This is a genomic window from Streptomyces bathyalis (assembly GCF_015910445.1).
GTDB classification, from domain to species: Bacteria; Actinomycetota; Actinomycetes; order Streptomycetales; family Streptomycetaceae; genus Streptomyces; species Streptomyces bathyalis.
Map to the genome: position 1 here is coordinate 836137 of NZ_CP048882.1, position 11611 is coordinate 847747.

Genomic DNA, 11611 nt, shown 5'->3' on the forward strand with positions numbered 1-11611 from the left:
GGTGCCCGTGACCGTTCACTCCATGCTCCCGGCGTCCGAACCGGCCGAAGAGGTCTCGCCCTGCGGCCGGAAGACCAGCTCGTCGGCCTCCGCGTCGACCAACAGCCCGGTGTGCGGCTTCAGTTCACCGCTGAGCAGCATCCGCGAGAGCCGGTTGTCCACCTCGCGCTGGATGGTCCTGCGCAGGGGCCGCGCCCCGTACTCGGGCTGGTAGCCGCGCTGGGCGAGCCAGTCGACGGCGGCCGGGGTGAACTCGACGGCCAGGTCCTGTGAGTGAACCCGGTGCCGTGTCTCGTCCAGCATCATGTCCGTGACGGTGCGCAGTTGCTCGTCGGAGAGCTGCCGGAAGATGACGATCTCGTCGATGCGGTTGAGGAACTCCGGGCGGAAGTTCTCCCGCAGCGGCCGCATCACGCGCTCGCGCCGGGCGTCCTCCTCTTCCTCCTCGTCCCCGCTGCCGAAGCCGAGGACGGCGCCTCGCCCGGTGATGGCCTCGGAGCCGAGGTTGCTGGTCATGACGATGACCGTGTTGGTGAAGTCGACGGTGCGGCCCTGGGAGTCCGTCAGGCGTCCGTCGTCGAGCACCTGGAGCAGGAGGTTGAAGACGTCCGCGTGCGCCTTCTCGATCTCGTCCAGGAGCAGCAGGGAGTACGGGTTGCGGCGCACGGTCTCCGTCAGCTGGCCCGCGTCCTCGTGCCCGACGTAGCCGGGCGGGGCACCGACGAGCCGGCTGACGGTGTGCCGCTCCTGGTACTCGCTCATGTCGAGGCGCACCATCCGCTCGTCGGTGCCGAAGAGCGACTCGGCGAGCGCACGGGCGAGTTCGGTCTTGCCGACGCCCGTGGGGCCGAGGAAGAGGAAGCTGCCGATGGGCTTGGCCGGGCTCGCCAGTCCGGCGCGGGAGCGCAGCACGGCGTCGGCCACGGCGGAGACCGCTTCGTCCTGACCGATGACGCGTTCGCGCAGCCGGTCCTCCATGCCGAGCAGCCGCTCCCTCTCCTCCTGGGTGAGGTTGCTGACGGGGATGCCCGTCTGGCGGGCGACGATGTCGGCGATGTCCTCGACGGTGACCTCGGCGATGCGCCCGTTGGGGTGCTGCTTGCGTTCGCCGCGGCCGATCTCCTCCTCCAGCTCCGTGAGGCGGTCCCGCAGCTGAGTGGCCCGCTCGTAGTCCTCGGCCGCTACGGCCTGGTCCTTGTCCCGGCTGACCCGTTCCGCCTCGCGTTCGAGCGCCCGCATGTCGGTGCCGCGGGTGGCGGTGCGCAGACGTACGCGGGCACCGGCCTGGTCGAGGAGGTCGATGGCCTTGTCCGGAAGGAACCGGCCCGTCAGGTAGCGGTCGGACAGCTCGACGGCGGCGATGAGCGCGTCCCCGGTGTAGCGGACCTGGTGGTGCGCCTCGTAGCGGTCGCGCAGGCCCCGCAGGATCTCCACGGCGTCGGGCACGCTCGGCTCGGAGACGAGGACCGGCTGGAAGCGCCGCGCGAGCGCCGCGTCCTTCTCGATGTGGCGGCGGTGCTCCTCCAGCGTGGTGGCGCCGATGACGTGCAACTCGCCCCGGGAGAGCGGCGGTTTGAGCATGTTGCTCGCGTCCATCGAGCCGCCCTCGGTCCCGCCTCCGCCGGCACCGACGACGGTGTGCAGCTCGTCGATGAAGACGATCAGCTGCTCGGAGCGCTCGCGGATCTCGTCGATGATGGCGTTGAGGCGTTCCTCGAAGTCGCCGCGGTAGCGGGTGCCCGCGATGACGCCGGAGACGTCGAGCTGTACGACGCGGCGGCCCAGCAGGCTGTCCGGCACGTCGCCGTCGGTGATGCGCTGGGCCAGGCCCTCCACGATGGCCGTCTTGCCGACGCCCGCCTCACCGATGAGGACGGGGTTGTTCTTGCCGCGCCGGGCGAGGATCTCGATGGTCTGCTCGATCTCCTCCTCCCTGCCGATCACGGGGTCGATGCGCCCGTCGTGTGCCATCTCCGTCAGGTCGGTGCCGTACTTGTCGAGGTTGGGTGTCTCGGAGCGCTGCTTGCCCTGCGGTCCCCTGCCGGGAGGCGCCTCCGGTCCGGCGGCCTGCGCTCCCGGGTACTGCGGCCCGCCCTGGCCGGGGTGTCCCGGCTGGCCGGGCTGGCCCGGATGGCCGGGGAAGGGGCCGGAGGAGGCGGCACGCGGGTCGAAGTGGGCCGCGCCGAGGATCTGCCCGGCGGTCGAGTCGCGGTTGGCGGCGAGCGCGATGAGCACGTGCTCGCTGCCGATGTAGGAGGCGCCCCGCGCACGGGCGATGTCGTGGGCGTCCAGCAGCGCGCGCTTGACGGCGGGGCTGACGGCGATGGACTTGCGCGGCGTGCCCTCCCCCACCTCGCGGTCGATGTTGTGGGCGAGCGCGTCGGTGTCCGCGCCCGCGCGGTTGATCATGGTGCGGGTCGGTTCGGTGGTGAGCGCCGCACGCAGCAGATGCTCGGTGTCCAGATCGCTGCTGCCGCGCTGTGCCGCGTACGAGGCCGCTTCGGAGATGAGCTGCCGGGCCGGTTCGCTCATCAGACGGAGGAAGTCGTAGTAGCGGGGGTCCCGGCTGCCGCCGCCGACCGACGAGTCGGCGCCCCCCAGGATCCGCCGTATGTACTCTCCGAACGGGTCCCTGCCGAAGTCCTCGGGACCCATGTACCCGCTGGTCATTGGAATCCGTCCCGCTGACCCGACCTGGCCGGGCCACGCTGTGTCGGCTTCATGAAGCTTCCGGTGCGGAGTTCCCCCGAAAGGCCCTGCAACACGTCCGCGGCGGCTTCCCGCAGCCCGTCCCGGGCGGCTTCAGCCCGCGGTGAGCAGTCCCGTGGCGACGGCCGCGCCGAGGAGCCCCGCGGTCTGCAGCCGGGTGGGACGTTCACGCAGGACGGTGAGTCCCAGGAGCGCCGGGATCGCGGGATACATCGAGGAGAGCACGACGGCGACCGTGACGATCTGCTCCCGCGTGGCCAGCAGGTAGAACACCAGGGCCAGCGTCGCGGCCGCGCCCGTCGCGGCGGCCCCGGCCGCCTGGCGCAGCGGCAGCACGGACCATGCGGCCCGGCCCGTCCTCCCCGTCCGCCCGGAGGGCCCGGCCCCCTGCCGGGTCAGTGCGGCGCGCAGCGGCGGCAGCGCGGCGGGCAGGATCACGGCGAGGGCGGTGAGACGTCCCGCGGTGACGGGCCAGATGCCGGAGTCCTGGCCGGCCTGGGCGAGTGCCGCGTACTGGAGGGCGATCCCGGCCCCGGCGGTGAGTCCGTCCAGGGAGGCCGCGGGCGCGGTGGAGAGCGCGGGAGCGGTGCGTGAAGCCAGCCAGAGGGACGGCACGGCGACGAGGATGCCCAGCCAGGACAGCGCGGACGGACGGTCACCGAGGACCGCCACTCCGGCAAGCACGGGCAGTGCCAGGCCACCCACGGCGCTGACGGGCACCACGACGCTGATCGCGCCGCGGGTCATCCCCCGGAAGAGGAAGATCATGCCGAGGCCGGTGCCGACCCCGGAGAGCGCTCCCCAGGCGAGATCGGGGAACGCAGGCGAGGGGGCCGGGTACAGCGGCGCGGCCGCGAGGGCCAGCACGAGTCCTCCGGCCTGACCGGTGAGGGCGACCAGGGCGAAACCCGCACGGCGGGAGAGCAGGCCGCCGGCGAAGTCGGCCATCCCGTAGAAGACGGCGGAGGCCAGCGCGAGGAGGGCACCCATCAGCTGCCGCGCGACGCGGCGGCTTCACCGCTCCCGCCGCTCCCGTGGTCCCCGCCGCTTCCGTCCGGCTGGTCGCGCTGTTCGTCGCGCTCGGACTGTCCGACGGGACAGATCGCGCCGCCGTGCACGCAGCCCGCGCGGTCGCAGAGGCGGCACAGGAGATCCGCGTTGCCGACCTCCGCGTAGAGCCGCGTCAGCAACTTGGCCAGGAGACCGTCGAGTTCCTCCCGTTCGGACTCGTCCAGTACCTCCACGATCCCGTTCAGCGGGGTTCCGCGGGCGGCGAGCATCGTGCGTGCGGTGCGGGCGCCGGCGGCGGTCGGCGTCACGGAGACCCAGCGTCCGGGTCCCGGGCGCCGCTCGACGAGCCCGGCCGACTCCAGCGAGTCGACCATGCGGGCCGCGGCCGGCTGTGACAGGCCGACGCGGCGGCCGAGCTCGGTGACGCTCAATCCGGGCGACGCGGAGAGCACCACCAGTGCGGCGGAGCCACTGGTGCTGGTCCCGGCCGCCTTGGTGGCACCGGTGAGAGCCAGGTCGGTCACGGCGAGCGCGGTGGCGCCGAGGAGGTTGGCCGTGCGGTTTGTGTCATGCATGACTCATGCATACCGCGGACGGAGATCCCTCTCAACCCCTCGGCCCGGGCGACCGTCGATTCGCATGACATCCATCGCCGCATAACGGTTCAAGTAGGACAATGGAGGCGTCATGGATGTACTGAGCAGGAACAATGTGGTGATCACCGGCCGGGGCGACGGCCCCGTGCTGATGCTGGCGAACGGCTTCGGTTGCGACCAGAACATGTGGCGGCTCGTGACCCCGGAGCTGGCGCGGCATTTCAAGATCGTCCAGTTCGATCACGTCGGCACCGGGCAGTCGGATGTCTCAGCATGGAGCGAGGAGCGCTACTCCGCCTTGGACGCCTATGCCGAGGACATCCTGGAAATCTGCCATGAACTCGACCTGGGGCCGCTCGTACTCGTCGGGCACTCGGTGAGCGCCGTCTTCGCCGTCCTGGCCGCGGCATGGGAGCCCGGGCTGTTCGAGAAGCTCATTCTGCTCACACCTTCGCCCCGCTACATCGACGATGCCGGATACCGGGGCGGGTTCAGTGCCGAGGACATCGACGAGCTGCTGGAGTCCCTGGACAGCAACTACCTCGGCTGGTCCGAGTCGCTGGCGCCCGTCGTCATGGGCAACCCCGAACGGCCGGAACTGGCCGAGGAGTTGAGCAACAGCTTCTGCCGGATCGACCCGGCCATAGCCAGGGTTTTCGCCCGCGCGACCTTCCTTTCCGACAACCGCGCGGATCTCGGGCGCGTGTCCGTGCCGACGCGGGTGATCGATGTCGCCCAGGACGTCATCGCGCCCCGGGAGGTCGGACAATTCGTCCACGAGTCGATCCCCGGCAGCGAACTGGTGACTCTGGACGCGGTGGGCCACTGCCCGCAGTTGAGCGCGCCGGCCGCCACGACGGAGGCCATCGCCGGGTTCGCAGCCCGTGACGGATGATGCCGGGCGCGGACCACGCGGAGCAGGGACCTCCGCAGCAGCAGCGCACCGCCGACGGCAACGGCGCACAGGAGCGGGCAGGGTACTGGGGGCTGCCGGAGGACGACCCGGAAGACCTGTACGAGAACGCTCCGTGCGGCTACCTCTCCACGCGGATGGACGGACGGATCGTCAAGGCCAACCGCACGCTCCTGGACTGGCTCGGCCGCTCGCACGACGAAGTCGTCGGACGCATGCGCTTCGCGGACCTGCTGACGGTGGGCGGGAAGATCTATCACGAGACGCACTTCGCACCGCTGGTCCACCTTCAGCACGAGGTCAGCGGGATCGCCCTGGAGTTGAGGACCGCCGACGGCACCCGGCTGCCCGTGCTCGTCACCTCCGTCGTCAAGACCGACAGCAGCGGACAGCCACAGCTGATCCGCACCACCGTCAACAGCGCCCGGGACCGGCGAGCTTACGAAGCGGAGCTGCTGCGCTCACGCGAAAAGGCCGAACTCGAACGCGAGCATTCCCAGCGCCTGGTCAGCACGCTGCAGCAGACCCTGGTGCCGCCGGCCCTGGCGTCACCCCGGGGAATGGAGGTGACCGCGCACTACCACGTCGCCTCCCCCGACGAAGTCAGCGGAGACTTCTACGACTTGTTCCCCCTCGGCAAGGACGCATGGGGGCTGTTCGTGGGCGATGTCTGCGGCAAGGGCGCGCCCGCAGCGGTGCTGACGTCGCTCGCCAGGTACACCCTGCGGGCCGCGGCCGTCTACAACCCCGACCCCGTCGCGGTGCTCACGAATCTCAACACCGTGCTGAACACCGCCGATCACGAGCACGACCCCCGTTTCTGCACCGTGCTGTTCGGTGTGCTCAAGCCCGAGGACGACGGCTTCGCCATCACGCTCGCCAGCGGCGGACATCCCGACGCCCTGCTGCTGCGGCACTCCGGAAGCGCCGAGTACATCCCCACCCCCGGCGGACAGTTGATCGGTGTGCTGGCCGCACCGGACGTCGCGACCACCAGCGTGCATCTGTCGCCCGGAGACACCCTGCTCCTCTACACCGATGGGCTCACCGAGGCCCATACCGCCAGCGATTCGGGCGACCGCTACGGCGACGAAGCGCTGCTGGGCTACGCCGACGTGCTGGCGCCCTGCACGGCCAGCGACGTCGTCTCCGCCATCACCCAGCTGCTGGACGCCTTCGGCGAAGGACTGGTCGACGACACGGCTGTACTGGCGCTGGGGGTGCCTGCCAGGAACTGATCGGCGTGAACGCGCGCCGTGAACCGGCAGGCCACAGGCGGCCGTTCAGACGGGCAATCCGCCTCCACGCGCCAGGCCGCCTCGTGTACGGGCGTCGCCGGGTGTTGTACGGGCCGCTGCCCGTAGCCCCGGCGCGCACGGAGGCGTTGGACCTCACATCTTCGTCGACGACGTGAGGCGCGCATGGGCGGCACGAACGGCAAGCAGACCGGCAAGAGGAACGACGACCGGCCCTCCATCTGGGTCGGCTACGGAAAGCTGCTGAAGCTCTTCCGCGAGAACGCCCGGCTGACACAGGAGGAGTTGGCCGAACGGATCAGTTACTCGCACGAGTCGGTCGCATCGGTCGAGCAGGGCCGCCGTCCGGCGAAAGCGCCCTTCACCGCTGCGGCTGAGCGGGTGCTGGAGGCGGGCGGTGCGCTGCACGTCCTCCAGGAGGAGGTGGATTTCGCCAAACTCCCGGCGTTCTTCCGGGACTTCGTCCTGATCGAGATGGAGGCGGTGAGCCGCAGCTCGTACGACCCGCAACTCGTTCCGGGGCTACTGCAGACCGAGGACTACGCACGTACCGTGTTCGAGGGCAGATGCCCTCCCCTTGAGGACGAGGTCGTCGAACAGCACGTCGACGCCCGGCTGAACAGGCAGCGGCTCCTAACGAAGCGCCCGGCCGTCAACTTCTCCTTCGTCATCGAGGAGGCGGCGCTGCGCAATCCACTCGGGACTCCGGAAAGCATGCGGCATCAGATCGATCATCTTCTGACGCAGGGCCGGTTGCGCAACGTGGAGATCCAGGTCATGCCTCTGGGGCGCGGCTTCCACCCCGGGCTCAACGGGCCCATGGTGCTCATCGAGACGGGAGAGCATCAGCACTTCGGCTACTTCGAATCGCAGGGCATCGGTCACGTCGTCAGCGACCGCGCGCACGTGAGTACGTTCTCTCTCCGGTATGGCAAGCTGCGCTCGATGGCCCTGAACATCAGGGAGTCGACGGCATTCATCGAGCAGCTTGCGGGAGAGCTATGAACACCGAGCAGCACAAGGCCGGTTCCGGCGAGCTGCGCTGGTTCAAGAGCAGCCACAGCGGTTCGGACGGCGGTGACTGCCTCGAGGTCGCGGCCGGTGCGGGCACCGTGCACGTGAGGGACTCGAAGTGCGCGCAGGGGCCGGTGCTTTCGGTTCCGTCGCAGCAGTGGACGACCTTCGTCGGGTTCGTCGCGGACGCTGCCCGCCGCTGAGGACGGGGCGGGCCCTCAGCCGTCGCCCTCGCGCCGGATCTTGTCGAGGTCCTTGGCCGACTGGTCGAGGAGGGCCCGCATGGCCGCCTCCGCCCCGTCGGCGTCGCGCGCCCGTACCGCGTCGAGGACTGCCACATGGCTGGGCACGGGGTTCTGCGGGCGGTGCCCGGAGGCGTGGACGAGCCGGTCGCGGAAGGCGAGGCCCGTGGCGATGACCATCTCCATCCGCTCCAGCATCTCGTTGTGCGATGCCGCGAGCAGGGCGCGGTGGAAGGCGAGGTCCGCGTCTACCGCCTCGTCGCCGACCTCGGAGGCCTGCGTCATCGCGTCGATCGCGTCGTCCAGCGCGGCGAGGTCCGCGTCGGTGCGGCGCTCCGCCGCGAGCCGTACGGCCGCCGGTTCGACGATGCCCCGCACCTCGCCGAGGTCACGCAGCAGGGGGTTGCCGGCGCCCGCGTCCGGGCCCTCGGCCGACTCGAACTGCCAGCGCAGCACGTCCGCGTCGAGGAAGTGCCAGTCGGCACGCGGCCGTACGAACGTGCCGCGCTTCTGGCGCGCGTCGACCATGCCCTTGGCGGCGAGCACCTTCAGCGATTCGCGCAACGCGGTGAGGCTGACGCCGAGTTCGCTCTGGAGCGCACCCAGGTCGAGCGTGTCGCCCTCACCGATGCGGCCGCTCAGCACCCGGTGTGCGATGGTCTCGACGGTCTGGCCGTGCACCCCTCGCCGCGCGTAACCCGACATTCCCTGGCCTTCTCTCATGGTCGATCCACCCGCCCCGTGATCTCGGGCCTGCGTTCGGCCCGGCACCCCGCTCCCCCGGTTCCCCCGTCATGCCGAGGACTTCATGACGCTCCATCCCCCGTCCACGAGCAGACTCGCTCCCGTGACGTACGACGCCTCGGGCGAGGCCAGGTACGCGATCGCGGAGGCGACCTCCTGCGGTGTGCCGAACCGGCCGGCCGCGGTCTCCGCGACGCTGGCTGCCCTCTCATCCTCCGGCACGCGGTCCCACAACCCGGTGAGGACCGGTCCCGGCAGCACGGTGTTGAACCGCACCTGTGGTCCGTACTCGACCGTCAACTGACCGCTCAGCGACAGCAGTCCGCCCTTCGCCGCCGCATACGCGGGGTGCCCGGGGATCCCACGGTGTGCGTGTACGGAGGAGACGAGGACGACGGCTCCGCCCACGGCCCGCAGATCGGCCAGGCAGGCGCGCACGCCGAGGTAGGCGGCGGTCAGCCCGACGTTGATCTGCCGGTTCCAGGATTCCGGCGTCGTCTCGTGCGCGGGGGCGAGTTCGACCTTCACCGCGTTGCTCACCAGGACGCCGACGGGCCCGTAGGCGTGGGCGGATTCGAGGATGCGCCGCCAGCCGTCCTCGCTTCCCACGTCGGCACGGACGAACACGGCGTCACCGCCGCTCCCGCGTATGTCTTTCGCGACCTGTGCGCCCCGTTGCTCGTCGACGTCCGCGACCACGACGGCGGCGCCCTCCTCCGCGAGGCGCTGTGCGGTGGCGGCGCCGATTCCGGACGCGGCTCCGGTGACGACGGCGGTCAGGCCACGGAAGCGGGCGGCGGGGGCTGCGGCGCCGGACTCGGCCACGGCTGGGGCGTCCTGCGTCGTTCCCGGCAACTCTGACGTCCCCGTCGCGCCTGTCTCCGGACCTGTCGCCGGGTGCTCCGTCGGCCCCGTCATCAGTCTTCTCCTCGCGTCGGTACGGACCGTCGCCGGGAGGGTTGACCCCCACCCGAGCTGCGCTTACGTTAATTCATAATTAATGGATTGAACATTCCTGCGTGCGACAGCCACCCACGACCCGAAGGTGCCCCGCAGCATGAAGAGGTCAGACAGGCAGATCCATTTCGGCGGCGACTACTACCCCGAGCAATGGCCCGAGGAGGTCTGGGCCGAGGACACCCGGCTGATGAAGGAGGCCGGGGTCACCTTGGTGACGGCGGGGGTCTTCGCCTGGGCCCAGGTCGAACCGCGCCCCGGTGAGTACGACTTCGGCTGGTTCGACCGCGTGATGGACAACCTCGGGCAGGCCGGTCTCCGCGTCTGCCTCGCGACGATGACCGCGTCCCCGCCGCCGTGGCTCAGCCGCTTGCACCCCGAGATCCTTCCGGAGACGGAGGACGGCCGCCGCAAGTGGCCGGGCGGCCGGCAGCACTACTGCCCCTCCAGCCCCGTCTACCGCGAATACGCCACGCGCCTGGTGGAGCAGGTCGCCGGACGCTACGCACAGCACCCGGCGCTCGAGGTGTGGCACGTCGGCAACGAGTACGGCTGCCACATCCGCCAGTGCTTCTGCGACGTCTCCGCCGCGGACTTCCGCCGCTGGCTGCGCGAGCGCTACGGCACCGTCGACGCCCTCAACGAAGCCTGGGGAACGGCCTTCTGGTCCCAGCGCTACGACTCCTTCGACGAGGTGCAGCCGCCGCGCCTGGCACCCACGTTCGGCAACCCCTCCCAGCAGCTCGACTACTTGCGCTTCAGCGACGACGCGCTGCGCCAGTGCTATCTCGCCGAGCTGGCCGTGCTGCGCCGTCTCACGCCCGAGGTACCGGCGACGACGAATCTGATGGCGCACCACAAGCCGGTGGACGCCTTCGAGTGGGCACGCCACCAGGACGTGATGTCCCTGGACTTCTACCAGGACCCCTACGACCCGGACGATCACCTGCGCGCCGCGTTCAACTTCGACCTCATGCGCTCGGCTCTCGGCGGGCAGCCGTGGATGCTGCTGGAACAGGCGCCCAGCGCGGTGAACTGGCGTCCGCGCAACAGCCCGAAGCCCCCCGGTGTGATGCGGCTGTGGAGCTGGCAGGCAGTCGCGCAGGGCTCCGACGCGATCATGTATTTCCAGTGGCGGCAGTCGCTGGGCGGCGCGGAGAAGTTCCACTCCGCGATGCTTCCGCACGGCGGCACGGACACCCGCATCCACCGCGAAGTGAGCGAGCTGGGCCGCGAGTTGGGCTCCGTACCGGAGATCGCGGGCACCCGCACGCACGCGGACGTCGCGCTGCTGACCGACTGGAACAGCTGGTGGGCGCTGGAGCTCGACTCGCACCCCTCGACCGCCCTGGACCAGGCGCTGATCAACCGCGCGCACCACCGGCCGCTCTTCGAGGCCGGCGTGGCCTGCGAGATCCTTCCGCCGGCGAGTGAACTGTCCGGCTACAAACTCGTCGTCGTCCCGAACCTCTATCTGCTCCGTGCGGACGACGCCCGTCGTCTGGCGCAGTACGTCGAGGAGGGAGGGCAGCTTCTCGTCTCGTTCTTCTCCGGCATCGTCGACGAGCGCGACCGCGTCCACCAGGGCGGATACCCGGCGCCGCTGCGGGAGTTGCTCGGCCTGCGCGTCGAGGAGTTCTGGCCGCTGGACGAGGGCGCGAGCGTGCCGGTCCAGGGTGTGGCGCCCGCCGGGCCGGTCGACGAGCAGGGCACGCAGGGCGATCTGTGGTCCGAGGCCGTCGAGTTGGAGGGCGCGGAGGCCCTGGCGGTCTTCGGCGCGGGCGAGTTGGCGGGGCGTCCCGCCGTCACCCGGCACCGCTACGGCCGCGGCGCCGCCTGGTACGTCGGCACGCGTCTCGGACGGACCGCGATGCGCCGCCTGATGGACCACGTGCGGCAGGCGGCAGGTGTGGAGCCCGTGCTGCCCGGACTGCCCGAGGGCGTCCAGGCCACGGTCCGCGAGGACACGGAACACAGCTTCCTGTTCCTGCTCAACCACGGCGACGACTCGTCCGTCGTGGAACTCCCGGAACCGATGCGTGACCGTCTGAGCCCGGATTCCGGCGCGGTCACCTCTGTTTCGCTTCCGCCGCGCGGCGTCGCGGTCATGGAGCGCTGATCGTCCGACGGTCCCCCCTCGGCCTCCGGCTTGGGGGGACCCCCTGACAA

10 protein-coding genes are annotated in these 11611 nt (G+C 70.6%); 5 read left to right on the top strand and 5 right to left on the bottom strand.

The window, feature by feature from the left end; genetic code table 11:
• Positions 1–15: 15 nt before the first annotated feature.
• From G4Z16_RS03745 to G4Z16_RS03755, 3 genes are all read right to left on the bottom strand, one after another.
• Positions 16–2670, bottom strand: a complete 2655-nt coding sequence (locus G4Z16_RS03745; RefSeq protein WP_197349165.1) for an ATP-dependent Clp protease ATP-binding subunit — start codon at positions 2668–2670, stop codon at positions 16–18.
• A gap of 132 nt (positions 2671–2802) precedes the next feature.
• Positions 2803–3699 carry an EamA family transporter gene (locus G4Z16_RS03750; RefSeq protein WP_197349166.1) on the bottom strand — a complete coding sequence of 299 codons (897 nt, stop codon included), beginning with the start codon at positions 3697–3699 and terminating at the stop codon, positions 2803–2805.
• Positions 3699–4295 (bottom strand): MarR family winged helix-turn-helix transcriptional regulator, encoded by a 597-nt coding sequence (locus G4Z16_RS03755; protein WP_197349167.1) that lies wholly within the window; start codon positions 4293–4295, stop codon positions 3699–3701. Before G4Z16_RS03755 ends, G4Z16_RS03750 begins: the two co-directional genes overlap by 1 nt.
• Before the next feature lie 112 nt (positions 4296–4407).
• Here G4Z16_RS03755 and G4Z16_RS03760 point away from each other — a divergent pair, with 112 nt between their 5' ends.
• From G4Z16_RS03760 to G4Z16_RS03775, 4 genes are all read left to right on the top strand, one after another.
• A complete protein-coding gene (locus G4Z16_RS03760; RefSeq protein WP_197349168.1) occupies positions 4408–5211 on the top strand; it encodes an alpha/beta fold hydrolase in 804 nt (267 codons plus the stop codon).
• Positions 5208–6467, top strand: coding sequence for a PP2C family protein-serine/threonine phosphatase (locus G4Z16_RS03765; protein WP_246530665.1), 1260 nt, complete (start codon positions 5208–5210; stop codon positions 6465–6467). Before G4Z16_RS03760 ends, G4Z16_RS03765 begins: the two co-directional genes overlap by 4 nt.
• 183 nt (positions 6468–6650) lie before the next feature.
• Positions 6651–7490, top strand: coding sequence for a helix-turn-helix domain-containing protein (locus tag G4Z16_RS03770; RefSeq protein WP_197349169.1), 840 nt, complete (start codon positions 6651–6653; stop codon positions 7488–7490).
• Positions 7487–7702 carry a DUF397 domain-containing protein gene (locus G4Z16_RS03775; RefSeq protein WP_197349170.1) on the top strand — a complete coding sequence of 72 codons (216 nt, stop codon included), beginning with the start codon at positions 7487–7489 and terminating at the stop codon, positions 7700–7702. The genes G4Z16_RS03770 and G4Z16_RS03775 overlap by 4 nt, the downstream gene beginning before the upstream one ends.
• A gap of 15 nt (positions 7703–7717) precedes the next feature.
• Here the strand turns inward: G4Z16_RS03775 and G4Z16_RS03780 are convergent, their stop codons facing one another.
• Both G4Z16_RS03780 and G4Z16_RS03785 read right to left on the bottom strand, forming a co-directional pair.
• The gene (locus G4Z16_RS03780) at positions 7718–8446 is read right to left on the bottom strand and encodes a FadR/GntR family transcriptional regulator (protein ID WP_197354142.1); all 729 of its coding nucleotides are present in this window, start codon (positions 8444–8446) and stop codon (positions 7718–7720) included.
• Positions 8447–8533: 87 nt separating this feature from the next.
• Entirely contained in the window at positions 8534–9403 is an 870-nt protein-coding gene (locus tag G4Z16_RS03785) for an SDR family NAD(P)-dependent oxidoreductase (RefSeq protein WP_197349171.1), read from the bottom strand.
• Positions 9404–9542: 139 nt separating this feature from the next.
• On the opposite strand from G4Z16_RS03785, the gene G4Z16_RS03790 reads away from it, so the two are divergent.
• Entirely contained in the window at positions 9543–11561 is a 2019-nt protein-coding gene (locus G4Z16_RS03790; protein WP_197349172.1) for a beta-galactosidase, read from the top strand.
• Positions 11562–11611: the final 50 nt, after the last annotated feature.

Bases quoted from the DNA above. Each gene is read 5' to 3' on its own strand.
- G4Z16_RS03765 (WP_246530665.1), top strand. From the start codon at position 5,208: ATGATGCCGGGCGCGGACCACGCGGAGCAGGGACCTCCGCAGCAGCAG.
- G4Z16_RS03780 (WP_197354142.1), bottom strand. From the start codon at position 8,446: ATGTCGGGTTACGCGCGGCGAGGGGTGCACGGCCAGACCGTCGAGACC.
- G4Z16_RS03750 (WP_197349166.1), bottom strand. From the start codon at position 3,699: ATGGGTGCCCTCCTCGCGCTGGCCTCCGCCGTCTTCTACGGGATGGCC.
- G4Z16_RS03790 (WP_197349172.1), top strand. From the start codon at position 9,543: ATGAAGAGGTCAGACAGGCAGATCCATTTCGGCGGCGACTACTACCCC.
- G4Z16_RS03785 (WP_197349171.1), bottom strand. From the start codon at position 9,403: ATGACGGGGCCGACGGAGCACCCGGCGACAGGTCCGGAGACAGGCGCG.
- G4Z16_RS03745 (WP_197349165.1), bottom strand. From the start codon at position 2,670: ATGACCAGCGGGTACATGGGTCCCGAGGACTTCGGCAGGGACCCGTTC.
- G4Z16_RS03760 (WP_197349168.1), top strand. From the start codon at position 4,408: ATGGATGTACTGAGCAGGAACAATGTGGTGATCACCGGCCGGGGCGAC.
- G4Z16_RS03775 (WP_197349170.1), top strand. From the start codon at position 7,487: ATGAACACCGAGCAGCACAAGGCCGGTTCCGGCGAGCTGCGCTGGTTC.
- G4Z16_RS03770 (WP_197349169.1), top strand. From the start codon at position 6,651: ATGGGCGGCACGAACGGCAAGCAGACCGGCAAGAGGAACGACGACCGG.
- G4Z16_RS03755 (WP_197349167.1), bottom strand. From the start codon at position 4,295: ATGCATGACACAAACCGCACGGCCAACCTCCTCGGCGCCACCGCGCTC.